The organism is Humidesulfovibrio sp. (assembly GCF_030689645.1).
Lineage (GTDB): Bacteria > Desulfobacterota > Desulfovibrionia > Desulfovibrionales > Desulfovibrionaceae > Humidesulfovibrio.
Map to the genome: position 1 here is coordinate 1 of NZ_JAUYFU010000006.1, position 23,913 is coordinate 23,913.

At 62.8% G+C, this 23,913-nt stretch carries 26 protein-coding genes; 14 read left to right on the top strand and 12 right to left on the bottom strand.

Annotation, left to right across the window (positions count from 1 at the left end):
• Positions 1-675 (bottom strand): MFS transporter (locus tag Q8O35_RS00820; protein ID WP_305569278.1); only part of this gene is annotated, 675 nt, incomplete at its 3' end.
• Between the two features lie 299 nt (positions 676-974).
• Here Q8O35_RS00820 and Q8O35_RS00825 point away from each other — a divergent pair.
• From Q8O35_RS00825 to fliS, 3 genes are all read left to right on the top strand, one after another.
• Positions 975-1,868, top strand: a complete 894-nt coding sequence (locus tag Q8O35_RS00825; protein ID WP_305569287.1) for a flagellin — start codon at positions 975-977, stop codon at positions 1,866-1,868.
• Positions 1,869-2,026: 158 nt separating this feature from the next.
• Complete coding sequence (gene fliD, locus Q8O35_RS00830) at positions 2,027-3,745, top strand: flagellar filament capping protein FliD (RefSeq protein WP_305569296.1); 1,719 nt, start codon at positions 2,027-2,029, stop codon at positions 3,743-3,745.
• Between the two features lie 20 nt (positions 3,746-3,765).
• A complete protein-coding gene (fliS, locus tag Q8O35_RS00835; protein WP_305569303.1) occupies positions 3,766-4,350 on the top strand; it encodes a flagellar export chaperone FliS in 585 nt (194 codons plus the stop codon).
• Between the two features lie 87 nt (positions 4,351-4,437).
• On the opposite strand, the gene Q8O35_RS00840 is transcribed toward fliS, so the two are convergent.
• The 4 genes from Q8O35_RS00840 to Q8O35_RS00855 form a co-directional block, all read right to left on the bottom strand.
• Positions 4,438-6,090, bottom strand: a complete 1,653-nt coding sequence (locus Q8O35_RS00840) for a ribonuclease J (protein WP_305569305.1) — start codon at positions 6,088-6,090, stop codon at positions 4,438-4,440.
• A 1-nt stretch (position 6,091) separates the two neighbouring features.
• Positions 6,092-6,811 carry a 1-acyl-sn-glycerol-3-phosphate acyltransferase gene (locus Q8O35_RS00845; protein WP_305569307.1) on the bottom strand — a complete coding sequence of 240 codons (720 nt, stop codon included), beginning with the start codon at positions 6,809-6,811 and terminating at the stop codon, positions 6,092-6,094.
• 163 nt (positions 6,812-6,974) lie between these two features.
• Entirely contained in the window at positions 6,975-9,047 is a 2,073-nt protein-coding gene (locus Q8O35_RS00850) for an elongation factor G (protein ID WP_305569315.1), read from the bottom strand.
• A gap of 247 nt (positions 9,048-9,294) precedes the next feature.
• Entirely contained in the window at positions 9,295-9,906 is a 612-nt protein-coding gene (locus tag Q8O35_RS00855; protein ID WP_305569320.1) for a DUF488 family protein, read from the bottom strand.
• A gap of 169 nt (positions 9,907-10,075) precedes the next feature.
• Here Q8O35_RS00855 and Q8O35_RS00860 point away from each other — a divergent pair, with 169 nt between their 5' ends.
• On the top strand, positions 10,076-10,543 hold the full coding sequence (locus Q8O35_RS00860; protein WP_305569322.1) for a hypothetical protein: 468 nt from the start codon (positions 10,076-10,078) through the stop codon (positions 10,541-10,543).
• An 89-nt stretch (positions 10,544-10,632) separates the two neighbouring features.
• Here the strand turns inward: Q8O35_RS00860 and Q8O35_RS00865 are convergent, their stop codons facing one another.
• The 6 genes from Q8O35_RS00865 to Q8O35_RS00890 form a co-directional block, all read right to left on the bottom strand.
• Positions 10,633-11,178 carry a hypothetical protein gene (locus Q8O35_RS00865; RefSeq protein ID WP_305569324.1) on the bottom strand — a complete coding sequence of 182 codons (546 nt, stop codon included), beginning with the start codon at positions 11,176-11,178 and terminating at the stop codon, positions 10,633-10,635.
• Between the two features lie 20 nt (positions 11,179-11,198).
• Positions 11,199-12,575 (bottom strand): NAD(P)/FAD-dependent oxidoreductase, encoded by a 1,377-nt coding sequence (locus tag Q8O35_RS00870; protein ID WP_305569326.1) that lies wholly within the window; start codon positions 12,573-12,575, stop codon positions 11,199-11,201.
• A 9-nt stretch (positions 12,576-12,584) separates the two neighbouring features.
• On the bottom strand, positions 12,585-14,036 hold the full coding sequence (gene gcvPB / locus Q8O35_RS00875; protein WP_305569328.1) for an aminomethyl-transferring glycine dehydrogenase subunit GcvPB: 1,452 nt from the start codon (positions 14,034-14,036) through the stop codon (positions 12,585-12,587).
• Complete coding sequence (gene gcvPA / locus Q8O35_RS00880) at positions 14,033-15,370, bottom strand: aminomethyl-transferring glycine dehydrogenase subunit GcvPA (RefSeq protein WP_305569337.1); 1,338 nt, start codon at positions 15,368-15,370, stop codon at positions 14,033-14,035. Before gcvPA ends, gcvPB begins: the two co-directional genes overlap by 4 nt.
• A 10-nt stretch (positions 15,371-15,380) precedes the next feature.
• Entirely contained in the window at positions 15,381-15,764 is a 384-nt protein-coding gene (gene gcvH, locus Q8O35_RS00885; protein ID WP_305569565.1) for a glycine cleavage system protein GcvH, read from the bottom strand.
• Between the two features lie 169 nt (positions 15,765-15,933).
• On the bottom strand, positions 15,934-16,617 hold the full coding sequence (locus Q8O35_RS00890) for a TylF/MycF/NovP-related O-methyltransferase (RefSeq protein ID WP_305569343.1): 684 nt from the start codon (positions 16,615-16,617) through the stop codon (positions 15,934-15,936).
• Between the two features lie 215 nt (positions 16,618-16,832).
• Here Q8O35_RS00890 and Q8O35_RS00895 point away from each other — a divergent pair, with 215 nt between their 5' ends.
• From Q8O35_RS00895 to Q8O35_RS00925, 7 genes are all read left to right on the top strand, one after another.
• Positions 16,833-17,471 (top strand): LemA family protein, encoded by a 639-nt coding sequence (locus Q8O35_RS00895; protein WP_305569345.1) that lies wholly within the window; start codon positions 16,833-16,835, stop codon positions 17,469-17,471.
• The gene (locus tag Q8O35_RS00900) at positions 17,468-18,325 is read left to right on the top strand and encodes a YgcG family protein (protein ID WP_305569347.1); all 858 of its coding nucleotides are present in this window, start codon (positions 17,468-17,470) and stop codon (positions 18,323-18,325) included. The genes Q8O35_RS00895 and Q8O35_RS00900 overlap by 4 nt, the downstream gene beginning before the upstream one ends.
• Positions 18,326-18,448: 123 nt before the next feature.
• Entirely contained in the window at positions 18,449-19,174 is a 726-nt protein-coding gene (locus tag Q8O35_RS00905; RefSeq protein ID WP_305569349.1) for a methyltransferase, read from the top strand.
• Between the two features lie 40 nt (positions 19,175-19,214).
• Positions 19,215-19,634 carry a nickel-responsive transcriptional regulator NikR gene (gene nikR, locus Q8O35_RS00910; protein ID WP_305569357.1) on the top strand — a complete coding sequence of 140 codons (420 nt, stop codon included), beginning with the start codon at positions 19,215-19,217 and terminating at the stop codon, positions 19,632-19,634.
• A gap of 20 nt (positions 19,635-19,654) precedes the next feature.
• Positions 19,655-20,434 (top strand): GTP cyclohydrolase FolE2, encoded by a 780-nt coding sequence (gene folE2 / locus Q8O35_RS00915; protein ID WP_305569567.1) that lies wholly within the window; start codon positions 19,655-19,657, stop codon positions 20,432-20,434.
• Between the two features lie 45 nt (positions 20,435-20,479).
• Complete coding sequence (locus Q8O35_RS00920; protein ID WP_305569362.1) at positions 20,480-20,893, top strand: hypothetical protein; 414 nt, start codon at positions 20,480-20,482, stop codon at positions 20,891-20,893.
• A gap of 21 nt (positions 20,894-20,914) precedes the next feature.
• On the top strand, positions 20,915-21,301 hold the full coding sequence (locus Q8O35_RS00925; RefSeq protein ID WP_305569364.1) for a flagellar basal body rod C-terminal domain-containing protein: 387 nt from the start codon (positions 20,915-20,917) through the stop codon (positions 21,299-21,301).
• Positions 21,302-21,330: 29 nt separating this feature from the next.
• Here Q8O35_RS00925 and Q8O35_RS00930 read toward each other — a convergent pair whose 3' ends face one another.
• On the bottom strand, positions 21,331-21,501 hold the full coding sequence (locus Q8O35_RS00930; RefSeq protein WP_305569366.1) for a rubredoxin: 171 nt from the start codon (positions 21,499-21,501) through the stop codon (positions 21,331-21,333).
• 322 nt (positions 21,502-21,823) lie between these two features.
• Here Q8O35_RS00930 and Q8O35_RS00935 point away from each other — a divergent pair, with 322 nt between their 5' ends.
• The 3 genes from Q8O35_RS00935 (at position 21,824) to Q8O35_RS00945 (ending at position 23,673) form a co-directional block, all read left to right on the top strand.
• Entirely contained in the window at positions 21,824-22,399 is a 576-nt protein-coding gene (locus Q8O35_RS00935; RefSeq protein ID WP_305569368.1) for a TetR/AcrR family transcriptional regulator, read from the top strand.
• Positions 22,400-22,452: 53 nt separating this feature from the next.
• The gene (locus tag Q8O35_RS00940) at positions 22,453-22,599 is read left to right on the top strand and encodes a hypothetical protein (RefSeq protein WP_305569370.1); all 147 of its coding nucleotides are present in this window, start codon (positions 22,453-22,455) and stop codon (positions 22,597-22,599) included.
• Between the two features lie 228 nt (positions 22,600-22,827).
• A complete protein-coding gene (locus tag Q8O35_RS00945; protein ID WP_305569377.1) occupies positions 22,828-23,673 on the top strand; it encodes a glycosyltransferase in 846 nt (281 codons plus the stop codon).
• The last annotated feature ends 240 nt before the right edge of the window (positions 23,674-23,913 follow it).

Here is a 23,913-nt window from a genome sequence, read left to right on the forward strand (position 1 = left end):
CTTGCGGGCCAGCCCCAGCACCTGCCGGGTATCCTTGATGAAGTTGAACCCGATGGCCACGCCCGGATTGCCGGGCTGGGCCTTGGGCAGGAACAGGCTGGCGGCAAAGCCCAGCACGGCGAGACTGATCAGCAGCGTGCAGATGGTGGCGATGCCGCCGCTCTGCAACACCAGCACGCCGCCAGTGATGGTTCCCAGCAGGATTGCGAGGAAGGTGCCGCCTTCGACGAGGGCGTTGCCGTCCACCAATTCGTCTTCGGCCAGCTGCTCGGGCAGGATGGCGTATTTCAAGGGGCCGAAGAAGGCCGCATGGACGCCCAGCAGGAACAAGACCGCCAGCATGCCGGGAATGCTCGGGATGAGAAGCGCCCAGGCGCCCAGGGCGACGATCAAGATCTCCGCACCTTTGATCAGGCGGATGAGCCCAGATTTTTCGTAGCGGTCGGCAATCAGGCCCGCAGTGGCCGAGAACAGGAAAAAGGGCAGGATGAACAGCCCGGCGGCGAGGCTGACAAGCACCTGGGGGGCTATGGAGGACTGCCCGCCAAGACGGTAGATGATCAGGATGGCGATGGCGTTTTTGAAGACGTTGTCGTTGGCGGCCCCCAGAAACTGGCTGATGAACAGCGGCCAGAAACGACGCTTGAAGAGCACAGATGTAAGACCAGCCGTCATGTTTCTCCCCCCTGGCGGAACGGGTGGATATTGGCACGGGAACGCTGTTCCTGCAATGCCTTGATCAGCCGCAAGCAGGCCCTGCGCGCCCGCCAAGCCAGGCGAAGCGTTTGCGCCCTGCGCGCCTGCCCCCCCTTATCTGAAGCTTTTCAAGAAAAGCGCAGGACCGCCTAAAGTTTTCTTCAGGGAGGCCGATGAGGTGAGCGTAACAACAATCGGATTGGCCCCGCAGGTGATGTCGCCTGATGAGGACCACCGAATGGCAAGGATGCAAAAATACTTTCAAGGAGGAATTGGGTATGTCGCTCACCTTTAACCACAACATGATGGCCATGAATACCGCCCGCAACCTGTCGAATTCGTATTCGGCCCTGGCCACCTCGACCCAGCGTTTGTCTTCGGGTCTGCGCGTGAACACCGCAGCCGACGACGCCGCCGGTCTGGCCGTCCGCGAAATCATGCGCGCGGAAATCAAGAGCTTGCAGCAGGGCATCCGCAACGCCAATGACTCCATCTCGATGATCCAGACCGCTGACGGCGCGCTCGGCGTCATCGACGAGAAGCTCATCCGCATGAAGGAACTGGCCATGCAGGCCTCCACCGGCACCTATTCTTCGGACCAGCGCCTGATCATCGACTCGGAGTACCAGGCCATGGCTTCGGAAATTACCCGAATCGCCAACTCCACGGACTTCAACGGCATCCACCTGCTGAACGGAAACCTCTCCGGCACCAGCACCAGCCACAACGGCGCCGGCATCACGGCCACCGGTCCGCTGAAGGTCCACTTCGGCACTGGCAATGACTCCGCCGAGGACTACTACTACGTGTCCATCAACAACTCCACGGCCTCGGCCCTGGGTGTTGGCGCGGGCACCGCAAGCACCAACGGCAAGTCCATCTCCACCCAGGAGCTGGCGCAGAAGGCTCTCGACTCCTTGAACGACGCCATCGTGTCCAAGGACAAGATCCGCGCCAACCTGGGCGCTCTCCAGAACCGTCTGGAGAACACCATCACCAACCTGTCCATCCAGTCTGAGAACACCTCTGCGGCAGAGTCCCAGATCTCGGACGTGGACGTGGCCACGGAAATGACGGAGTTCACGCGCCAGCAGATCAAGGTGCAGAGCGCAGTGGCCATGCTGTCCCAGGCCAACAACCTCGGCAAGCTCGCCCTGCAGCTCCTCGGCTAATAGGCTGGAGGTCTGTGGACGAGGGCAGCCGCGCCACAGCAGGAAAGATGCAACAAGGGGCCGCCGCAAGGCGGCCCCTTTCGTTCTGGCACCAGCCTTGCACAATCATGGTGGAATAATAGTATCCGGCACGTTTTTCCCTTGAAGGGGGGGCTCCCGTGACGACATCCACCGGCACCACAACAGGCGCAACGGCTTTTACTTCTGGCAGCATCAATGTCAGCGGTCTGGGCAACGGCACGGACTTTAATTCGCTCATCGACGGCCTCATCAAGGCAGAAAGCGTCACCAAGAACCAGATGACCAACTGGAAGGCCAGTTGGCAGCTTAAGGTTGAGGGGTTCCAATATCTCAACACGAAGCTCCTGGCCCTTAAGACCACCCTTGGCGGCATGGACACCGTGAACGAATTTCTTACCAAGACTGTGACCAGCTCTTCGGAGTCCAGCGTTTCGGCGACCGCGAACAGCGACGCCATCATCGGCAGCCATAGCGTTGTTGTGGGGCAGTTGGCGCAGAACGACATTCTCACTACAGCCTCCGGAGTAAGCGGGCTGAGCAGCGTTGTCACCAGCGCGGTCACAAACCTGACCTTCAGCTATGCTGGGCAGAGCTACACCATAAGCAACATCGGCGCCGGAAGCTCCCTCACCGGTTTGGTGAACAGCATCAACAACAATGCTGTTACAAAGGACAAGGTCCGGGCGACCACCATCTACGACGGCACCTCGTACCATCTGCAACTGTATGGCATGGATCAGGGCGCTGGGAACCAGGTGGTCATCTCCAACACCGGGTCTTTGGTGTTCGGCGCCGCAAGCTTCCAGAACACTCAGAATGCCCAGAGTTCAATGGTCAAGGTGGATGGCTACCCAGTGGGCAGCGCAAACTGGATTTCTCGGAATACGAATTCCGTTTCGGACGTCATTCCCGGGGTCTCCTTGACCTTGAAGCAGGCCAACTCCAACGCCAGCATCCAAATCGGCATCACCACGGACACAGATTCCATCAAGACCAACATCAAAAAATTTGTCAGCGCAGTGAATGATGTGCGCAACACCATAAACTCATTGACCAAGGTTAGTAATAGTTCCGGCGATGCCAAGGGGTCGCTGCTTACTGGCAACTATGGCGTGCAGATCATCAGCACGCAGTTGAAGGACGTCGTCACGGATCTGGGCTTGGGCTTCACCATGTTCAATTCCAGCACCGGGCAGGGGGACTATTATTCCGCCTTGTCGCAGCTGGGCATCACCACCGATGCAGACCAAGGCTCCAGCACATACGGCAAGCTCATTCTTGATGAAGCGAAGCTGGACGAAGCCCTGGCCAAGGACTCCGACGGAGTGTCCAAGCTCTTCGCCGCAGACTATGACGGCGAAAGCGATTCAGCGGACTTCTCCTACCTTGGCCTCATCAAGGGCAGGACCAAGGCTGGTTCATATGACGTCAAGATAATCACCAGCGCAGCCGGCATCTCAAGCGCCACCATCGGCGGAGTTCCGGCCGGCATCGATGGCTGGAAGGTCACGGCGCTCACCGGCAACGCGGCCGGTCTTGTGGTCCAGTTGGACAACCACGCAGCCAACTCCACCTACACGGGGAAGGTGGACGTCAAGCTCGGCAAGAACGGAGAGATGGTCGAAAAGCTAGCAGAATTGACGAACAGCACCAGCGGGCCATTGTCGATTCTTAAGGAGAACTACGGCGACATCATGAGAGGCATCGACGACAAGATTGCCCGTGAAGAGAGGCGCCTGGTCAATCTCAAGGACACGCTGAAGGCGAAGTATGCGCGCCTGGACAAGCTTTTGAACACCCTGACAAACACGCAGAGCCAGCTCTCAAATACCATTACGCAGCTTATGAAGAGCTAGGCGCGGGCGACGAGGACAACATGCTCAAGGCAGCGAAAGCCTATCTGGTCACACAGGTTTCCACCTCCTCCCAGGGAGATCTCTTGCTCATGCTCTACGATACGGCCATCAAGCACCTGCACCAGGCCATCGAGAAGATGCGCGCGGGCGATGTGGCCGGAAAGGGCATCCTCATCTCCAAGGCCATCAACATCGTGAGCGAGTTGCAGGAGAGTCTGAACAAGGATCGCGGTGGGGATATATCCAAGAATCTGTTTCAGCTGTACTTTTTTTGCAACACCAGGTTGCTGACGGCCAATCTGAAGATGAAGCCGGAAATGGTCGAGGAAGTCATCGCCATCCTCTCCGGGCTGCGGCAGGCCTTTGCCCAGATCATGCCCTCGGTGGACGGAGTTGCTTCGCTGACGCAGCAGGGGGTGACCTCAGAGGCTTCTTCTCCGCCGCCACCGGCAGTTGCGGCCATGCCGGCACCGGGCGCTGAGGGCGACGCCTCGCCTGTGGCAGGAGCCGAGACGCAAGCCGCGCCAGCGCCGGAGCCCGTAATGACCGCCCCGGTGAACCCGGCGCGTTTTCGCGCCGCCAACGCGTACGCCACCAGCCGCTAGCAATCTTGCAGCCAAAGTTCGCGCGTAAAAAAGCCCTCGGACCAGCGCCGAGGGCTTTTTTACGCGCGGCGGAAAGCTCCGCCGAACTTACACTGCAATGATCAGCGGCACCACAACGGGGTCGCGCTCAAGCACCCGGCGGAAGAACCTTCTGAGGGAACCGCGGACGCGCTCCTTCAGGCGCTTCAGGTTGGCCGCGCCCACGTCTTCAAACTCCTCCAGCACAACGCACTTGGCGTCTTCCAGGAGGTGGGCGTACTGCTGCTCAAAGATGAAGCCCTTGGACACGATGTCCGGGCCAAGGGTGATCTCGCCGGTGTCCTGATCCACCACCAGGAGCACCACCACCATGCCCTCGCCAGCCAGCAGCTGGCGTTCCTTGAGCACGCTTTGGCCAACGTCGCCCACGCCCTTGCCGTCCACCAGGATGCGGTCGGCGGGCACGGCCTCCTCCAGGCGGATGCCCTGGGCCAGCAAGGTGATGGGCTGACCGTCCTCAAGCACCAGGGCGCGCTCCGGGGCCACGCCGCATTCCACAGCCAGGCGGGAGTGCTTCACAAGGTGGCGGTATTCGCCGTGGATGGGAACGAAGTATTTGGGCCGCACGGTTTCGAGCATGATCCGCAGCTCCTCGCGGTGGGCGTGGCCCGAAGCGTGGATGGCCTGGACTTTTTCGTAGAGCACCTCGGCCCCCAGCTTGTACAGCCGATTGATGACCTTGGTGATGGCCAGCACGTTGCCTGGAATGAAGCGCGAGGACAAAAGGACCAGATCGCCTTTTTTCACGCGCACGCTGCGGTGCTCATCAAGGGACATGCGCGAGAGGGCGGCCAGGGGCTCGCCCTGGCTTCCGGTGACCAGGAGCACCACCTCCTCGTCGCGCAGGGAGCCGATCTCCTCCACCTCCACCAGCGTGCCGCCGGGGATGCGCAGGTAGCCGAGCTCGCGCGCCAGATCGATGTTGCGCGACAGGCTGCGGCCGGAGATGGCGACCTTGCGGCCGCAGGCCGCCGCCAGGTCGATGATTTCCTGCAGGCGCTGGATGTGGCTGGAGAAGAGCGTGACGATGATGCGGCCTCGGGCCTTGTCGAAAATCTCGCGCAGGGAGGCCTTGATCTCGCGCTCCGTGAGGGCGAAGCCGTCGCGCTCCACGTTGGTGGAGTCGCTCATGAGCAGCTTCACGCCGGGTTCGGAGAAGCGGCGGATGGCCTCGATGTCCGTTGCGTGGCCGTCGAGCGGGTTGCGGTCGATCTTGAAGTCGCCGGTGTGGATGATGCGGCCCGCCGGGGTCTCGATGCCCAGGGCGTATCCTTTGATGATGGAGTGGCAGACCGGGAAGAAATTGAAGGCAAAGGGGCCGATCTCCACGCGGTCGCCCGCCTTCACCGGACGCAGGTCAGCCTCGATGCAGCGCTCGTTCAGCTTGGCCGCAACGAGGGCCAGGGTGAAGTCCGAGCCGTACACAGGCACGTTCACATGGGGAAGAAGCCAGGGCAAGGCGCCTATGTGGTCTTCGTGCCCATGGGTGAGAACGATGGCTTTGAGTTTGTGGCGCTCCTCCATGATGTGATCGAAGCGGGGAATCACCACGTCCACGCCGAAGAGGTAGTCCTCGGGGAACATGAGTCCGCAGTCCACCAGCACTGTGGCGTCGTGGGCGCGCAGGGCCATGCAGTTCAGCCCGATTTCGCCCAGGCCCCCCATGGGGTGGATGGTAAGTTCGCCGGGGGCGATAGTCATGTCAGCTCCTCAAGAGTTCCTGATAGGCCGCGTTCATCTGGGCGTACATGTCGTCCTTGAACTGCTCGCGTTCCTTCAGGGTATATTTGGCCGGGTCCACCGGGGGCAGGGCCTTCAGGCGGACAGGCTGGTCCGGGTTGAATAGAAATGATTTCTTGGGCAGAAGCTTGCCTGTGCCCTCCATGACCAGCGGGGCCACGGGCAGGCCGCACTTGAGGGCCAGCACCATGCCGCCGACCTTGAAGTCCAGCAGCTTGTCGATGTTTGGGTTGCGCGTGCCCTCGGGGAAGATGAGGGGCGAAATGCCGCCTTTTGCGGCGGCCACGGCTTCATCCACGCTTTTCATAGCCGCGCGGCGGTTCTCGCGGTTGATTGAAATGTGGCCAGCGTTGCCCAGCGCCTTGCCGTACACCGGGATGCTGAACAGGCTCTCCTTGGCCACGAAGCGCATGTGGTAGTTCCAGAGCACGTCAAAAAGAATCGGAATGTCAAACAAGCTCTGGTGGTTGCACATGAAGACGTAGTGCCCCTTGGGGTCCAGGGCGGAAAGGTCGGCCTCCACCTTGATACCCGCCATGCGGAGCATCATGCGGCCATAGGTTTTGCCCGGCAGGTCGCGCTCGTCGGGCGTGGCCTTTTCCTGGTCCAGCAGCAGCTGCTTTACGCTGTAGTAGAGCGTGGCGGGTACGAGGGTGGCGAAGAAGCGTAGAACTCGAAGCATGATCCGTTCCTGTTGGAGATTATTTCCCTGTCACTACTTGAAATGTTCTTGAGGCACAAGCGTTGCGGGCCGAGGTGGCGTTTTGCTCCGGCTTTGTGACATTAAAAATTAAGGGCGGCGGAGCAAACCCCCGCCGCCCTGAAGGCTGGTGAGATTGGGGAGGCTATTCCTCTTCGGCCTGCTCGCGCTTGTTTTCCTCAATGACCTTGGCCGCTATGGGCGGCGGGCATTCCTCGTAGTGGGAGAACTCCATGGTGAAGGTGCCCTGACCAGCGGTCATGGAGCGCAGGTCGGGCGCGTATTTCAGCACCTCGCTCATGGGCACGTGGGCCTTGATTTCGGTAACGCCGCCCTGGGACTCCGAGCCCAGCACCTTTCCGCGGCGGCTGGACAGGTCGCCGATGACGTCGCCCATGTAGGAGTCGGGCACGGCCACGGTGACGGTCATGATGGGCTCGAGCAGGATCATCTTGGCCTTTTCGCAGGCCCGCTTAAAGGCGATGGAGCCCGCGATCTTGAAGGCCATTTCCGACGAGTCCACGTTGTGGAAGCTGCCGTCGTAGAGCGTCACCTTGAAGTCGATGACCGGAAAGCCAGCCAGCACGCCGCGCGCGGCGGATTCCTGCACGCCTTTGTCCACGGCGGGAATGTACTGCCGGGGAATGGAGCCGCCCACGATGGCGTCGACATACTCGTAGCCCGCGCCCTTGGGCTGGGGCTCCAGGTGGATCCAGCAGTCGCCGAACTGGCCGCGTCCGCCGGTCTGCTTCTTGTGGCGGCCCTGAACGTCGCGGGCTGCGGTCTTGAAGGTCTCGCGGTAGGGCACCTTGGGCGTCTTCAGGATGATGTCCACCTTGTAGCGCCGCTTGGCCTTTTCCACGCTGATTTCGATATGGTTCTGACCCATGCCCGAGAGCAGGGTGTCCGCCGTCTCCTCGTCGCGCCCAAGCTTGAGGGTGATGTCCTCGTCCAGCAGCTTGGCCATGGCCTGGTAGACCTTGTCCTCATCGCCCTTTTCCTTGGGGGCAAGGGCGTAGGTGATGAGGGTGGGGGCCAGCTTGGGCTTGGCCAGCACAAAGGGAGCCTTGTCCGAGGACAGGCTGTCGCCGGTGTTGGTGTCCTTCAACTTCGCCAGGGTGACGATGGAGCCGGGGCCGAGGGGCGTTTTGCAGGGAGTCTGCTCCTTGCCGGTGGTGAGCAGCAGGCCGCCCATGCGCTCTTGCTGGCCGGTGCGAGAGTTTACCAGGGTCATGTCGCCCGTGAGGGTGCCGGAGATGACGCGCATGACCGTGAGCTGCCCGGCGAAGGGGTCGGCCATGGTCTTGAACACGAAGCCGGCAACAGGCGCGGCCTCAGTGCTTTCGCGGGTGGAGCCGTCCTCGCCCTCCCAGTAGGGGTGGTCCAGGGGGCTGGGCAGAAAGGCCTGGATGGCGTCGAGCAGCTGGGGGCCGCCCATGTTGGCCAGGCCGCTGCCCACAAGCACGGGCACCAGTTCGCAGGATTTCACGCCCGCCACCAGTGCGGTTCTCAGCTCATCAATGGAAAGATCGCCGGACTCCAGGTACTTCTCCATGAGCTCTTCATCGCTCTCCGCGATGTTCTCGATCATGGCCTCGCGCAGGGGGGTGGCTTCCGCAGCGATGTCTGCGGGCACCGGGCCGGCCTTGGCGCCGCCCTTGCCGTCGAACATGAGCGCGGTGTTTTCCAGCTGGTCCACAACGCCCTTGAACTGTTCTTTTTCGCCGATTGGGTAATGCAGGAGCACGGGCTTGATGCCCAGGGAGTCCTTCAGGCCGTTGAAGGCCATCTGGAAGTCGGCGCGGTCGCGGTCCATTTTGTTGATGAAGACCATGGCGGGCAGCCCGGCCTTTTTGACTTCGCTCCAGGCCTTGCGGGTCAGGGGCTTCACGCCGTCCACGGCGTCGATGATGAAGATTACGGCGTCGGCGGCGGCCAGGGTGTAGGGCAGGTCGCCGTTGAAGTTGTTGTCGCCCGGGGTGTCGATGAGAAAATGCTGGTTCTTGTTCCACTTGAAGTTGGCGAAGCTTGGCTGAATAGAGCCCCGGCGCTTGATTTCCTCGGGTTCAAAATCAAGGGCGGTGGTCCCGTCCTCAATCTTTCCCAGGCGACCCAGCACGCCGGCGTTGAACAGAAGCATTTCGGCGACAGAGGTTTTGCCGCTGCCGCCATGACCCACAAACACATACGTCCGTTGAGACTTGAGCGCTTCCGACATCCCGTACTCCGTGTATCGAGTTTGTCCGCCGAAAACTTGGTCGGCGGGAAAAGACGAACCCACCTGGAATTATCTATGCTTAGACGTATAGGGAGGAGGAAGCGAGAATGTCAAGGGCGGGAGACGGATGGAACGGAACGGGCTGCAATTTTGCGATATTTTGGAATGCGTCAAGCGAAGGTCGGAGCGCGACGCCGAAAGCTCGCGAGGGCGTTGTCAAGCTCCCTGCGCGGTCTGCCGGGAGGCTTCAGGAAACGGAGTCGTTTTCCGCGTGCTTGGCTGGGAAATAGGGCTGCGCCGATTTCCACTGCGGCTCCGGCTCGCCGCCAAACAGGGAGAGCTGCCGGGGCTTGGCCGCTTCCTCGTCCAGCAGCTCGGACTCGGAGATGAGGCTGCCGTTGGCCAGAATGTGCGCTACGCCGATGCCGCGTTCGCGCAGCACGCGGCCTAGAAGCAGCCTGCGGTGGCAGCGGCGCGGATTGTCCTCGGCACAGGTGAGTGCGAGGCGGTGGCCTTGGAGCAGGCCGTCCATAAGCTGGCCGATGCCACGTTCGAACCAGGGCTGCGCCGCCACGCGGTCATACAGCACGTAGCCGTGAGGATCGTAAAGGCCAGGGTCTTTTGGAAACCCGCCCAATTCGCTGCCCATGTAAAGGTAGCGCAGGCCCGCCCGCGCCGCCAGGACCTCAATTTGATCCTGGTTGAAATGCGGGGTGTACCCGGCAAAGGGGCGAGAGCGCACGTCCACCAGCATATCGATGTCGTATGCTATCAAGTTATTGAGGAATCTGTCGGCGGAGAGGTTGGAGAACCCGGCAGTGAATACGGCTTGGGAACCAACCAAGGCATCGGGGATCATTCGCTTAGCCTCCTACTTAGTTGTGTATGCAGATCGTCTGTATACGTCAAGCGAATGATGGGGGAGGTAAGCTCTGACACCTGGGGACTTGCGGCCCGGCCCAGGGGCATGTATCCTACCCATACTGATGAACCCCGGCGAACCACCCGCCACAGCAAGGAGTTGCGCCATGCCCATGAAGGACTACCAGGACGCCCTGACCCGCCTGCAGAAAGGCCTGGCCAGCGGCTACCAAAGTTCGCCCACGGTCCTGAACATTCCGGGCCAGTCCCTCATGTGCAAAGTGGACCCGGACTACTACCTGGCTCTGGAGCCCATCTTCACGGAGATTCTGTCCCGCTGGGCCATTTCGTTCCCGCAGGGAGTGCAGGAAACCTTGGTGCACACGGGCAATCTGGTGTATTGCAAGCCGCTGAACACCCACATAATTCCCCTCACCCTCACCTGGGGCGGCAACGACTACGAGGTGCAGGCGGCTTTTTTGTCCGCTGACTTCGTGGACCGCGCGCTGAAGCTTTACGCCGGGGTTCAGGAGTCCCTGCCCGTGTCCGACCTGCGCATCCGCGCGGACGAGCGAGCCGCGGTGGAGGCGTTCTTCGGCGACAAGACCCCGCCCGTGGCCGTGGCCTACCTGTAACCCCCGCCCCTCCTTAAAAGCAGAAGGGCGACCCGCCGATGACCGGTGGATCGCCCTTTTTTTGCGTTCGTGGGAAAGCGCTTGTGCGTCTAGTCCTTGGCCGGGCTCTCGCACTTGGCCTTGAGCATGCAGGTTCCGCAGCTGGCGATGGCGGGCATGTTCGTGAACACTGCGAACTGGCGGTTCACCGTGCCCTCCTTGTTCCATTCCAAGCCCAGTTTCTTGAAGGCGGCCAGCACTTCCTTGGTCGGCTTGGGCAGGGGCGCGCAGCCGCGGTCGGCCAGCTCGGGCACCAGGTTCTGCACCGCGCTCATGACCATATGGATAGCCAGGTTGTGGAAGGCCATGCCGGCGGAAGGCGAGTCCTGCCAGATGCCTTCCACCTCGTCCTCAACCGGCTTTTCCAGCCAGAGAATGACGAAGCCGGGGTCCTTTTCGCCGCCAGCGGACAGCCGGTAGGCCTTGAGGTGCTGCTGCCAGCCGTCGAAGCGCGGCTCCAGCTCCTCCAGCAGATCGTGCTCCAGGCGTGTCTCGCCCGAAAGCTCGCAGTAGGTGAACAGGTCGAATTCCGGCGGCGCGGCGATGGCCGTGGCGACCAGGGGGGCGTCTTTCGTGGTGGTCTTCTTAGTGGTCACGGGGGGGTCCTCTGCCGCTTTTACGCGGCTTCTTTGTCGGCCAAAAGGGCCGCCTTCAGGGATTCGTCCAGGGTGGGGTGCGGGAACATGAAGCCCGCCGCGTCCTCGCGGGTCCAGCCCGCACGCACGATGAGCGAAGCCGCCACAGCCATGCGCGACACATCCGCGCCCACAGCCGTGATGCCCGCCACGCGTCCCTGCCGCCACACGCACTTCACAAAGCCTTGGGTGGCCGCATGGGCCTGGGCGATGGGATTGGCGATGAGCTGGGCGCGGGACACGAGCACGTCCTCGCCGCCTGCCTTGGCTTCCTCGGCCATGAGGCCAACGCGCAGCACCTCGGGCGAGCCGTAGAGGATGCTCGGCACCGGGCCGGACTCGTAGGCTCCGCGCGCCTGGTCCAGCAGACGCTCCACAACATAGTGGGCCTGATGGCTGGCCGCGTGGGCCAGCAGCATGCGGCCGTTGACGTCGCCCACAGCGTACACGTCCGGGGCGGCTTCGAGATGTTCGTTGGTCTTGATGTAGCCTGGGCCGGAAAGCTCGACCCCCAGGGACTCAAGCCCCAGGTCCGCGCTGTTGGGCCTGCGGCCTATGGCCACCAGGGCGCATTCGGCCAGCAGCTCTTCGCCGGCCGCCTCGCCTTCAAGGGTCAGCACTGCGCTGTCGTCCTGGGTGACCACCGAGGCCACCTTCACGCCCAGGCGGATATCCCAGCCCTGGCGCTTGAACACGGTCTCCAGGGCCTTGCTCACCTCCGGGTCTTCCAGGCCCGCAAGGCGGGGCAGGGCGTCCACGATGGTGATGTGCGCGCCCAGACGGTGCGCGGCCTGGGCCATCTCCAGCCCGATGAACCCGCCGCCCACCACGATGAGGCTCTTGGGCATGGCGGTCAGGGCCAGAAAGCCTGTGGAATCCAGCACGCGCGCGCCATCGGGCGTAAGGCCCGGGAAGGCCGCCGGGCGCGAGCCCGTGGCCACCAGGAGGTTGCGGAAGGCCAGGGGCTTCACGCCATCGGCGCACTTGACTTCAAGGGCATTGGGTCCGGCCACGCGGCCCCGGCCTGTCAGCAGATCCACGCCAAGCTGGGCCAGGCGCGAGCCCATGGCCTTGCGCGTGGCGGCGATGTGCCGGTCTTTTCTGGATTGCAGGGCCGTGAAGTCTACGCGGATTTCTCCGCTGGCCACGCGCACCTTCGTCTGGGCGGCCAGCTCCTCAATGGCGCTGGTGGCCCCCAGCCAGAGCTTGGTGGGGATGCAGCCATGGTTCAGGCAACTGCCGCCAAGGTCGGCGGCCTCCACAAGGGCGGTTTTGAGGCCGGCGGCGGCGGCCTCCACAGCGGCGTCGAAGCCGCCGGGACCGCCGCCCAGCACCACAAGATCGTATGTCGTCGTCATAAGCCTCTTTTACAGGTCGTCGGTGAGTTCCATGTTGCGGGCGGCGCGGGTCTCGTCCAGGCGCGTCACCGGCAGGTTGCGCGGCGCGCCGATGGCGGAGTCCGGGTTGATCTCGGCCTCGGCCAGAATGGCGATGAGGTCGTCCGCGAACTGGTCCAGGGTGTCCAGGCTCTCGGTCTCGGTGGGCTCAAACATGAGCGCCTCCTTCACGATGAGCGGGAAGTAGATGGTCGGGGCGTGGTAGCCGCGGTCGAGGAGCGCCTTGGCGATGTCCAGGGCGCGCACGTGGCAGGACGAGGCCGCCTGCTTGCAGGCCGAGGCCACGAACTCGTGCATGCACACGCGGTCGTAGGGCACGTCGAGCACGCCGTCCAGGCGCTTGCGCAGGTAGTTGGCCGCAAGCACCGCGTTTTCCGTGGCGCGGATCAGGCCATTGCCTCCCAGACGCAGGATGTATGCGTAGGCCTTCAAGAACACGCCGAAGTTGCCGTAGAACGGAGCCACGTAGCCGATGCTCTTGGGGAAGTCGTAGTTCAGGAAGAACTGGCCGTCCTCAAGCTTCTCCACGCGGGAGACGGGCAGGTAGGGCACCAGCCGCTCGCTGACGCCAACCGGGCCTGCGCCGGGCCCGCCGCCGCCGTGGGGCGTTGCGAAGGTCTTGTGCAGGTTCAGGTGCACCACGTCGAAGCCCGCGTCGCCCACGCGCATCTTGCCCATGATGGCGTTCAGGTTCGCCCCGTCGTAGTAGAGCAGGGCGTCCACGCTGCGCAGCATCTCGACAATTTTCGGCAGATTGGTCTCGAACAGGCCCAGGGTGTTGGGACAGGTCATCATCATGCCCGCCACCGAGTCGTCCAGCACCTTGGCCAGCTCGTCCGGGTCCACGATGCCGTCCTTGCTGGGCAGGTTCACCACCTCATATCCGGCGATGGCAGCGCTGGCGGGGTTGGTGCCGTGGGCGCTGTCCGGGCAGATGATCTTGGTCTTCTTGTTGCCCTTGTCCTTGTGGTAGGCGGCCATGATCATGACGCCCGTAAGCTCGCCGTGCGCGCCCGCCATGGGGTGCAGGGTGAAGGCCTTCATGCCGCAGACTTCGCACAGGAGCTGCTCGGTCTCGTACATCACCTCAAGGGCGCCCTGGCACATGCGGCCAGCGCCCTTGAGCTGCGGCAGCACCGGGTGCAGCCGCGTGAAGCCGGGCAGGGCGGCCGCTGTCTCGGTGAACTTGGGGTTGTACTTCATGGTGCAGGAGCCCAGCGGGTAGAAGTTGCCGTCCACCCCGTAGTTGCGCTTGGACAACTGGGTGAAGTGGCGCACCACGTCGAGCTCGGACAGCGAGGGCAGGCCCGCGGACTTGCCGCGCAGGAGCCCTGCGGGCAGGAGGTCGGCGGCGGACTTTTCGGGCTTCACCGGCCAGACGCCTTCGCGTCCTTCGGTGGATTTCTTGAATACTGTGTTCATTTGAGGGCCCCCCGCAGCATTTCGGCGAAGATGCCGATGGATTCCGTTGAGGTCTTTTCGGTGCAGGCCACCAGCAGGACGTTTTCCAGCCCCTGGTAGTAGCGGCCCAGCGGGAAGCCTGGAACCACGCCGCGCGCCGAGAGCTTGTCGATGACCTTGTAGGCGTTCACCGGCAGGCTGATGGCGAACTCGTTGCCGAAGGGCGCGTCGCCGGACAAAAGCTTCACGCCGTCAATGGCCGTGAGGCGCTCCGCCGCGTAGTGGGCGCGTTCGATGCATGTTTCCGCTGTGCGGGTCAGCCCCTCCTGGCCCAGGAGGCACAGGTGGATCAGGGCGCGCAGGGCGCAAAGGGCTTGGTTGGAGCAGATGTTCGAGGTGGCCTTCTGGCGGCGGATGTGCTGCTCGCGCGCCTGCAGGGTCAGCACGTAGCCGGTGCGGCCTTCCGTATCCACCGTGCGCCCAACCATGCGGCCAGGCATCTGGCGCACCAGCTCCTTGTTGCAGGTCATGACGCCCAGGTACGGGCCGCCGAAGGAGAGCGGCAGGCCCAGGCTCTGGCCCTCGGCCACGGCCACGTCCGCGCCCATTTCGCCGGGGGACTTGAGCACCGACTGCAACACCGGGTACACGGAGATGAGGCTGACCACGCCAGCGGCGCGGGCGGCCGCGAAGAGCGCGGTGAAGTCGTGCAGCGTGCCGAAGAAGTTGGGGTTCTGCACCACCACGGCGGCGGTGTCCGCGTCCAGGGCCTTGGTGAGGGCCGCAAGGTCGCAGGCGCCGTCCTTGTGGGGGACGGTGACCAGCTCCAGGTGCAGGTTTGAGGTGTAGGAGCTGAGCATCACCCGGTAGATGGGGCTCACGGCCTCGCAGACCACCAGCTTGCGGCGGCCCGTGTGGCGCACGGCCATCATGGCTCCCTCGAACAGGGCCGAGCCGCCATCGTACACGCTGGCGTTGGCGTAGGCCAGGCCGGTTATGCGCGTGACGGCGGTCTGGTATTCGAAGATGGCCTGGAGCGTGCCCTGGCTGGCCTCGGGCTGATAGGGCGTGTAGGCGGTGTAGAATTCGCTGCGCATGGACAGCGCGTCCACCGCGGCCGGAATGTGGTGGTCGTAGAACCCGGCGCCCAGGAAGCTCACATGGTTGACGGCGTTCTTCTTGGCCAGGGCTTCCAGGTGGGCCAGCACGTCCATTTCGCTTTTGCCTGCGGGCAGGTCGAAGCTTTTGGGTCGAAGCTCAGCCGGGATCTCGTCGAACAGCGACGCCACGCTGGGCGCGCCGATGACGCCGAGCATCCGCCGGATGTCCTCCGGAGTATGGGGAACGTAGGGCATGGCTGGCTCCTTAGTGGGCTTCGGCGGCGCAGACGTCGGCGTAGGCCGCGGCGTCCAGCAGGTCGGCCGGGGCGGACGCGAGCTTCACCTTGAGCATCCAGCCACTATTATAAGGGTCCTGGTTCACGGCCTCGGGGGCGTTCTCCAGGGCTGCGTTGACCTCGGTGACGGTTCCGCTCACCGGGGCGTAAAGCTCGCTGGCGGCCTTCACGGACTCAACCGAGCCCATCTCCGCTCCGGCGGTGAGGGTTGCGCCCACCTTGGGCAGGTCGATGAAGGTCAGGTCTCCCAGCTGTTCCTGGGCGAAATGGGTGATGCCGATGGTGGCGACGTCGCCCTCGATCTTGGCCCACTCGTGGCTTTTGGCGTACTTCAGGTCGTTCGGGATCATCAGAATATCCTCCGTTCAGGAAGGTTGTATACGGGTAAAGCGTGATAGCATTCCCGAGCGCGAATGAAAACCCTGATTTTTGGCGTAAGGCAACACCCCGCAACGCCAGTGCCGGCGCGGGACGAAAGGGTTTCGTCAAGAATGCGACGAAGGAAATTCGGCGTGTGTGGAGCTAGCGCAGAACCACGGCGATCTTGCCCACGTTGTCGCGATAGGCCAGCACATGCCAACTCCGCCCGCAACAGCGTGAGTAGGTCTGTAGCGCGGCGAAGTCGTCCTTGGGGCTGAAGTCGTCGAAAACCACGGGCGTGCCGCGCGGCAAGAAGCGGTCAAGCTGCATCAGCGCGTAGAGCGAGGATGTGAACAAGTCCGCGTCCATATGAACCACGATTTTGTTTTGAGGCCGGAAGGAGTCGAGAAAGCTCGGCAGCGTCTGGTTGAACCATCCCTTGTGGAAGCTGACGCGCGGGTCGTCGATGTCCGGAATTTCCCCGTCGCAGGTGAAGTCGCCCTTCTTTTTGCCTCCGGTGTCCCAGTCCTCGGGCAGGCCCTCGAAGCTGTCGAAGCCGAAGAACCGCGAATCCGGGTGCTGGTTGATGTCGAGCCAGGCGCGCATGCTCTGGCCTCGAAACACGCCGAACTCAAGGAAATCGATGGGTGTGTCTTGCGGCACGCATTTGTCGTGCACGTATGCGTACAAGAGCTGCCGGTCCTTGTATTCATAGCGCATTTTGCGAGCGCCCTGAAGCTTGTCGGGCATGATGGTTTGGAACAGCGCCTGATGGTAGCCGTCTTCCCATGCCGTCACATTGCCCTGCAACAACTGAACGACGGAGAGCTTCATATCGCCAGTCATGATTCCTCCCGGTTCTGCTTGAACGATGCATTTTTCAAGCAAGGCGCGTGCCAGCCGTTTGCGGCAGTCATTTTACGGCAGGGTCGGCATTCCCCTCCCATCGTGCGGCGCGAAAAACTTGACAGAACGCGGGGGGATGCCCACCATGGGGTATCAGTTGAACCCAATCGGCCGGGTGCCCCAGGCCCGCCGCAACACGACAACGAGGAGCCCGAATGAAACCCCTTGCCATCATCGGCATCATTCTTGCCGGAATCATCATTTTGGGTGGAACCTCCATGGTCTCCACCTCCAACGGCATCATCACTCAGAACACCGTGTGCGAACAGATGGTTGGTCAGGTGAACAGCGCGCTGCAGCGCAGGATCGACCTCATCCCGAACCTTGTTGAGACCGTGAAGGGGTACGCCTCCCACGAGAACGAGACCCTGACCGCGGTTATCGCCGCGCGCGCCTCGGCCACCCAGATCAAGCTCGACGCCAGCACCTTGTCCGACCCGGCCAAGCTGAAGGAGTTCAACATGGCCCAGGGCCAGCTCTCCGCAGCCCTCGGCAAGCTCATGGTGGTCAGCGAACAGTACCCGAATCTGAAGGCCGACAAGAGCTTCCAGGATCTCATGGCCCAGCTTGAGGGCACTGAGAACCGCATCAAGATCGAGCGCGACAACTACAACCGCGCCGTAACAGAATTGAACGTGCGCATCCGCACCTTCCCCGGCAGTCTCGTCAACGCCCTCATGGCTCATGTGGCGGAGCGCCAGGTGTTCCAGGCCGACGAAGCCGCCAAGACCGCGCCCAAGGTGAGCTTCGGCGCCGACGCCAAGCCCGCCGCCGCTGGTGGCGAGGCGAAGTGAAGCGGATAGTCTTCTGCCTGGCGCTGCTTTTTGCGGCGCTTACGGCCTCCGGCGCGCTGGCGTTGGAGGTCCCTGCCAACGGCGGGCAGTGGGTGGTCGATACCGCCCGCCTGCTGCCCCCGGCGGAGAAAGACAAGCTTGGCGCAGAACTGCGCCGCTATTCTGAGGCCTCGGGCAACCAGGTCGTCATCCTGACCATTCCCTCGCTTGAGGGCGAGGACATCGCCGGGTACGCCAATAAGGCCGCCCGCGCCTGGGGCGTGGGGCAGAAGGACAAGAACACCGGAGTGCTCATCGTTGTGGCGCGCGCCGAGGCAAAGGTGCGCTTCGAGGTGGGGCGCGGGCTTGAGGACCGGCTGCCGGACGTGCTGTGCAAGCGCATTCAGCGCGAGATAACTGTGCCGCATTTCAAAGCCGGACGTTACTATCTGGGGCTTTCCGAATCGGTGAAGGCCATGCAGCTTGCCCTGGCCCCGCCTGATGGCTCTGCGGAGGGCAACCAGACGCTGCCTGCCCCCGCGCCAAAGCCTGCGCCCAAGGGAGGCTTCCCCTGGCTGACCTTGGGGCTCCTGGTGTTGGCCGTGGTGCTTGTTTTCGCCCTGTTTCACCGGCGTGGCGGCGGTTCTGGAGGCCCCGGCGGCCCCGGCGGGTTCGGCGGCGGGCCAGACGGCGATGGCCGCGGCAGTTCGTTCCTCGCGGGCATGCTTCTTGGCCTGCTTTCCAGCCGTTTTGGCGGCGGGGGCGGCGGCAGCGGCGGGAGCGGCGGCGGCGACGGAGGATTCTCTGGCGGCGGCGGCGATTTCGGTGGCGGCGGCAGCGATTCCGGCTTTGGCGGCGGAGACGACAATTCCTAGCATATATGTGGTGATAGCCAGCGCCATGCCCTTGCCCTGGGGTGGGGTGTTGCGCATCGTGCCACGAATTGTTGACTGAAGGCGCGGATTAGGTGTATTTCTTGCCAGGAGCCGAATGCCCGCATGACCGCCGAATCTGTTTCCTCCCCTGCTCAGGCAGCCGTTTCGCCGGAGGGTTTCCCTGAGGCTGGGCCCGGCTTCGTTCATGCCGAGGTGGCGGGCCGCCTGTGGCGGCTTTCACGTCCGGCGGACCTTGAAAGCCTTTGGGCCGCCATGGGCGAGGGTGATCTGGGCGCTGACGAGCGCCTGCCTTATTGGGTGGAATTGTGGCCCGCAGCGGTGCTGCTGGCCCGATTCATCGCCGCCAACCCGCAGGCTGTCGCTGGTCGCGCCTGTGTGGACGCGGGCTGCGGCCTGGGGCTTCCCGCCCTGGTGGCAGCCGCCGCTGGCGCGCGGGTGCTGGCTTTTGACTACGAGCCAGAGGCGCTTCCCTACGCGCACCGCAATGCGGCCTTGAATCTGCGCGCTGGCGAGGCGGCCCCTGTGTTCGCGGTGATGGACTGGCGCAGGCCTGCGGTGTCCAAAGGCGGTGCAGAGGTCATCCTGGGCGCCGATATCTTGTACGAACGCCGTTTTTTTGAACCCGTGGCCGCGTTTCTGGACTACGCATTGGCGCCTGGCGGACGGGTCTACATCGCCGACCCGGAGCGCACCGTGTCCGCCGGGGTGTGCGAGCGCCTGGAGGCCAAGGGCTGGCGCGTGGCAACGCCGCTGAGCGCCCTGGTGGCTCAAAGCGGGCAGAACATGACCGTGCATCTGCGCGAAATTGCTCGCTGCAACGAACGTTAGGCAACGACGAAAAAGTTCATAGCAACAAGGAAGGCTGACCATGGGAGAGACCATCCGCTTCGGCGTGTCGCTGGATTCCGACCTGCTCGACAAGTTCGACGTGCTTTGCAAGGAGAAGAGCTACCAGACCCGGTCCGAGGCCATACGCGACCTCATTCGCAGCATGCTTGTGCAGCGTCAGTGGGAGGACTCCGACGGTGAAGTGGCCGGAACCCTGACCCTGGTTTACGACCACCACGCCAGCGGCCTGGCCCAGAAGCTCACGGAGCTGCAGCACGACAGCCACGCGGTCATCCTTTCCACCATGCACGTGCACCTGGATCACCACAACTGCCTGGAAGTTCTGGTGCTCAAAGGGTCGGCCGAGATGATCAAAAGCCTGGGGCAGAAGCTCATCTCCACCAAGGGCGTGAAGCACGGGCATCTTGTGCTCACCACCACCGGGCAGGAGATTGATTAATGGCCGCGCCTGTGGAGTCCATGGCTGACGTCCAGAAGCATCCTGCCTCGGTGCAATTGCCCATCGACCGCGTGGGCGTGAAGGATCTGCACCTGCCCCTGGTGGTGCGCGACCGGCAGTCCGGCACGCAGCACACCGTTGCCCGTGTGGACCTGGCCGTGGACCTGCCTGCGGCCTTCAAGGGCACGCACATGAGCCGTTTCGTCGAAGCCCTGGAGAACTGGGAGGAGGAGCTGTCGCGCTCGTCGCTGGAAAAGCTCTTGTCCGACATCTCCGTGCGGCTTGAGGCCCGGCGCGCTTACGCCCGTTTCGATTTTCCGTACTTTCTTCGCCAGTCTTCGCCCAAGAGCGGGGCCAAGGGCCTCATGGGCTATCCCTGCTCGGTCATCGGCGCCTACGAGGACGGTCGGCTGGACTTCACCCTGGCCGTGGACGTGCCGGTGATGACCGTTTGCCCCTGCTCCCTGGCCATCAGCGACCAGGGCGCGCACAGCCAGCGCTCCAGCGTGCGCATTCAGGCGAAGTTCAAGGGGTTTCTGTGGCTGGAGGATCTGATCGAGATCGCCGAGCGCTCGGGCTCGTCGCCGGTGTACACCCTGCTGAAGCGCGAGGACGAGAAGTTCGTCACCGAGGCGGCCTTCGCCAACCCGGCATTTGTGGAGGACGTTGTGCGCACCGCGGCTCAAGGACTTTCCGAGCATCCGCGTATCACTTGGTTCAAAGTCGAGGTGGAGAGCTTCGAGTCCATCCACGGACATTCTGCCCAGGCGGCTATTGAAAGCCCGGCGAAACCGGCGTAGAAAGAAGACGCTTACCCTCAGAAAGAAGGGGAGCGGAGACTGACCATGAGCATCGACTCCAGCTGGAATGTGCAGGGCGTCACGCCCCTTGATCTCTCCGCCATGGCTGCGTCGGAGAACATCATCAATTCCAGCCAGGACACCCAGCGCGGCCAGCCCCTGGTGCACGAGGAATATCGTGGCGGCACCACACCGCCCCTGCTCGACATCACTGAGCTGAATTTGAGTCACGCTACGGTTTCTGATGGTCCGGCCTTCCCTCTGCGGGTGACGGGAGGTCAGACGGACTACGAGACCGGGCTCATGCGCCCCGTGGCCGCAACAGCCGAGGGCAGCCCCCTGGAGGCGGCCCAGAACTACCTGGGCCTTAACCAGCTGGACCAGGCCTTTTCGGCCAATCTGGCGGCGCAGAACTACACCGACAGCTACCTCGGGCGCATTGTGGACTACACGGCGTAAGGCACGGGCAGGAGGCGGAGCATGAGTCTCAGCACCGCATCGAACCTCCAGGCGCTTTCAGCTTTGGGCGTCTCCATGCAGGCCACGGCCTCGAACATCGCCAATTCCCTTACGGACGGCTACCGGCCAGTGCGAGCGGAGTTCGCGGACGGCCCGGGCGGGCAGGGCGTGCAGGTGGCCGCCGTGACCACGGCAGAGGGTGCAAGTCCACAGCAGACGCAGCAGGGCGCGGTCCAGTCCATGGATCCCGCAGAGCGCCGTATGGCCCCCCTGGGCATGGGCAGCGGCGTGGATATCGTGCGCGAGATGATGAGCCTGATGCAGATTGAGCGGGCCTATGCCGCCAATGCCACGGTCATCAGCTCGGTGGAGCAGACCACCGGCCACGTGATGGACCTGATCGCCTAGCCGCTCCCCCTTCTCGCCATTTTCCCTCGCTAGTCCTCCTCCTCCTCCATCATGGCGAAGCTGTCCTGGTCGGACTTGCACTTGGGGCAGGTCCATTCCGGGGGCAGGTCGCAGGACTCTGTTCCGGGCGCTATGCCGCGCTCCGGGTCGCCGTTTTCGGAAAGATAGATATAGCCGCATCTGAGACAGGCGCAACGCATGGGCATCTCCAGGAGTTCTTGCGGCCGCTGGGGACCGTGTTTTGTGTTGATGGGCGGGATAACGTCCGGTTTGCAGGCGTCCTCCCGCTGCCGGAAGCTATCCAGCCCAGGGGCGCGGCGTCAACCGGTTTTATTCGTGTTTCATCCGCCCCCTGGCGTGAGCAGCTCCATTGGTTTGCTGCGTGGGCGAGGCTTTTGCGGCACACTCTCTTTACTCATCATCTGGACACATGAATGTTTGAGTTTTTCTGGGGCTTGACAAACTCGGCAAAGAGGTTGAACGTTCGGTCAAGTTGACCGTTCGATCAAAACGGGGTTGATCATGGATAATCGCCGCGCCTTGCTTGATGCCGCAAAGCACCTCGTCGCCGCCAAGGGCGTCAAGGCTGCCAGCGTCGCCGCCATCGCCGCCAAAGCTGGCGTGGCCAAGGGGCTCCTGTTCTACTACTTCAAGGACAAGGACAGCCTCATTCAGGCCATAGCTGAGGAACTGGACGCTGGGTACATGGAAGGGCTGACCGCCTCAGTTCTCGGAGCGGATCCAGGCGACCGACCTGCCTTGGCAGGATTGCATGCCCTCATCAAGCATCACTTCAAATTTCTTGAGCATGCTCCAGAAAACGCGCAGTTTTTGTACCAGAGCGTCGCGGCAGGCTCTGCCGACTCAGTTGCCGGTTTCTATGAGCACCTGCACGCGCGGATTCTGGCCTTGCTGGAGCAGGGCTCGCGCAGCGGCGAGTTCGTTGTGCGGGATGTGGAGGAGATGGCCTTCATGCTTCTTGGGTCCCTGCACGGCGTGGGACGTCTGAAATTGTTCGAATTCAAGCGAGAGTATGACGCGGCCAGACACCTTGCCGCATTTTATGAAAAGGTATTGCTGGGTCAGGAAGAGGTATAGGGACATTTGGAATCGTAAAGGCATCGTTCTCGCTGAGAGGCGGTGCAAACCTGGTGGACGACGGAAGCCGCCTGCCGCAAATTCGGGCTCTGCCCGGGGAGGCGATTATGGCGCTTGCAGATTTGGGAGCTATTGTCGGCACTGTGGCCGTGTTGGCCGCATTGGGATTTTTTGTTTATAAAAAGTATCTCAAGAACTAATCTCCTGCCCCCCGCTGAAGCTGTTCTGCGGGGGGCTTTTTTTTGTCTTGCTGAAAGCTCCCAGGTTGCAGGGATCAGGATCATGCTGTTTCGCGCCATTCGCGCCGACGCAGGGTAAGCTCTTGGCGCAAGGCGTCCGATAAGCCAGCGAGAGAGAACGGACTGGCAGCACCGCCAGCCGCTGCAAGGCTTCGGGGGGAACCCCCGGCATCAGGGGAGGCGCGAACCATGCATTCTGAAAACATTCTGGCGACTGCTGCCGATGCCCCGCGCCCGCAAGTGTCCATCGTCATTCCAAATCACAACTATGGGCGCTTTCTTCGCGCTTGCCTCCAATCGGTTTTAGACCAGGGCTTGAACACCCGCCGCATCGAGGTTGTGTTCGTGGATGATGCCAGCACGGACGGCTCCCTGGACCTGGCGCGGGAGCTGCTTGCGGATATGCCCTTGGCTGGCCGAAGGATATTGCCGTTGCCGCGAACGGGCAGGCCTGGGCCGGTGCGCAACGCCGGGCTGGCCGTGGCTCGCGGGCAATACCTGCTGACGCTTGACCCCGACGATGCGCTCCTGCCGGGCTTTTTGCCTCGGAGTCTTGAGGCCCTGGCCTCTGGGGCGGACGTGGCCTACACGGACTACCTGATTGAGGAGCGCGACGGCGTGCGGGAAGTACGCCTTGGCGCATATCACAAGTTGCTGTTGGCCAACCAGAACATCCTGCCGCCGACGGCGCTTTTTAAGCGCAAGCTTTGGGATAGTGGCGCGCGCTTCCGCAGCGACACGACCTATGAGGACTGGGATTTTTGGATACAGCTGGCGCTTCAGCGAGCGCGTTTCCAGCATGTGGGCGAGCCGCTCTACCTCTACCGCATGCACGGGGCCAACTATTCCTACACGGCCAGAAAGGCGGACGCCGAATCTAAGGCGCGGCTGGTGAAGGACAACGCGGCCTTCTTTCCCTCCTGGACGCTGGCCTGGGCCGAAAGCGTTTTGCAGGGCGAAGAGGGGGTCAACCCCATGGAGCGCGGCATCATTCCCATACTGCCGGAGCACGCAGCACGGCAACTGGCGCTTTGAGAACAACGCGTCCATCGACCCAAGGCGGGGCTGGCGGGCGCGAGAGTCTCGCAGCGTCTCCGCAGTGATTGTGTAATCTCGCCTCGTCTTGTGCTCTTGAGGCCGTACCTTCTCAGTGTTGTGGGATTCGATTGCTGGTGCGGCCTCTTGATTCGCTATCTTCATGTTCACCGGGACTTGCTGCTCTATCAAATGTGTCTGCATCCACAGAAGTTGCTGTCTGATGCATTCTTATGTCTG

Bases quoted from the DNA above. Each gene is read 5' to 3' on its own strand.
- gcvPA (WP_305569337.1), bottom strand. From the start codon at position 15,370: ATGCCCTACGTTCCCCATACTCCGGAGGACATCCGGCGGATGCTCGGC.
- folE2 (WP_305569567.1), top strand. From the start codon at position 19,655: ATGGCTGACGTCCAGAAGCATCCTGCCTCGGTGCAATTGCCCATCGAC.
- Q8O35_RS00895 (WP_305569345.1), top strand. From the start codon at position 16,833: ATGAAACCCCTTGCCATCATCGGCATCATTCTTGCCGGAATCATCATT.
- Q8O35_RS00945 (WP_305569377.1), top strand. From the start codon at position 22,828: ATGCATTCTGAAAACATTCTGGCGACTGCTGCCGATGCCCCGCGCCCG.
- Q8O35_RS00855 (WP_305569320.1), bottom strand. From the start codon at position 9,906: ATGATCCCCGATGCCTTGGTTGGTTCCCAAGCCGTATTCACTGCCGGG.
- Q8O35_RS00935 (WP_305569368.1), top strand. From the start codon at position 21,824: ATGGATAATCGCCGCGCCTTGCTTGATGCCGCAAAGCACCTCGTCGCC.
- Q8O35_RS00920 (WP_305569362.1), top strand. From the start codon at position 20,480: ATGAGCATCGACTCCAGCTGGAATGTGCAGGGCGTCACGCCCCTTGAT.
- Q8O35_RS00860 (WP_305569322.1), top strand. From the start codon at position 10,076: ATGCCCATGAAGGACTACCAGGACGCCCTGACCCGCCTGCAGAAAGGC.
- Q8O35_RS00845 (WP_305569307.1), bottom strand. From the start codon at position 6,811: ATGCTTCGAGTTCTACGCTTCTTCGCCACCCTCGTACCCGCCACGCTC.
- nikR (WP_305569357.1), top strand. From the start codon at position 19,215: ATGGGAGAGACCATCCGCTTCGGCGTGTCGCTGGATTCCGACCTGCTC.
- Q8O35_RS00905 (WP_305569349.1), top strand. From the start codon at position 18,449: ATGACCGCCGAATCTGTTTCCTCCCCTGCTCAGGCAGCCGTTTCGCCG.
- Q8O35_RS00870 (WP_305569326.1), bottom strand. From the start codon at position 12,575: ATGACGACGACATACGATCTTGTGGTGCTGGGCGGCGGTCCCGGCGGC.
- Q8O35_RS00825 (WP_305569287.1), top strand. From the start codon at position 975: ATGTCGCTCACCTTTAACCACAACATGATGGCCATGAATACCGCCCGC.
- Q8O35_RS00850 (WP_305569315.1), bottom strand. From the start codon at position 9,047: ATGTCGGAAGCGCTCAAGTCTCAACGGACGTATGTGTTTGTGGGTCAT.
- Q8O35_RS00890 (WP_305569343.1), bottom strand. From the start codon at position 16,617: ATGACTGGCGATATGAAGCTCTCCGTCGTTCAGTTGTTGCAGGGCAAT.
- gcvPB (WP_305569328.1), bottom strand. From the start codon at position 14,036: ATGAACACAGTATTCAAGAAATCCACCGAAGGACGCGAAGGCGTCTGG.
- Q8O35_RS00930 (WP_305569366.1), bottom strand. From the start codon at position 21,501: ATGCGTTGCGCCTGTCTCAGATGCGGCTATATCTATCTTTCCGAAAAC.
- Q8O35_RS00925 (WP_305569364.1), top strand. From the start codon at position 20,915: ATGAGTCTCAGCACCGCATCGAACCTCCAGGCGCTTTCAGCTTTGGGC.
- fliS (WP_305569303.1), top strand. From the start codon at position 3,766: ATGCTCAAGGCAGCGAAAGCCTATCTGGTCACACAGGTTTCCACCTCC.
- Q8O35_RS00840 (WP_305569305.1), bottom strand. From the start codon at position 6,090: ATGACTATCGCCCCCGGCGAACTTACCATCCACCCCATGGGGGGCCTG.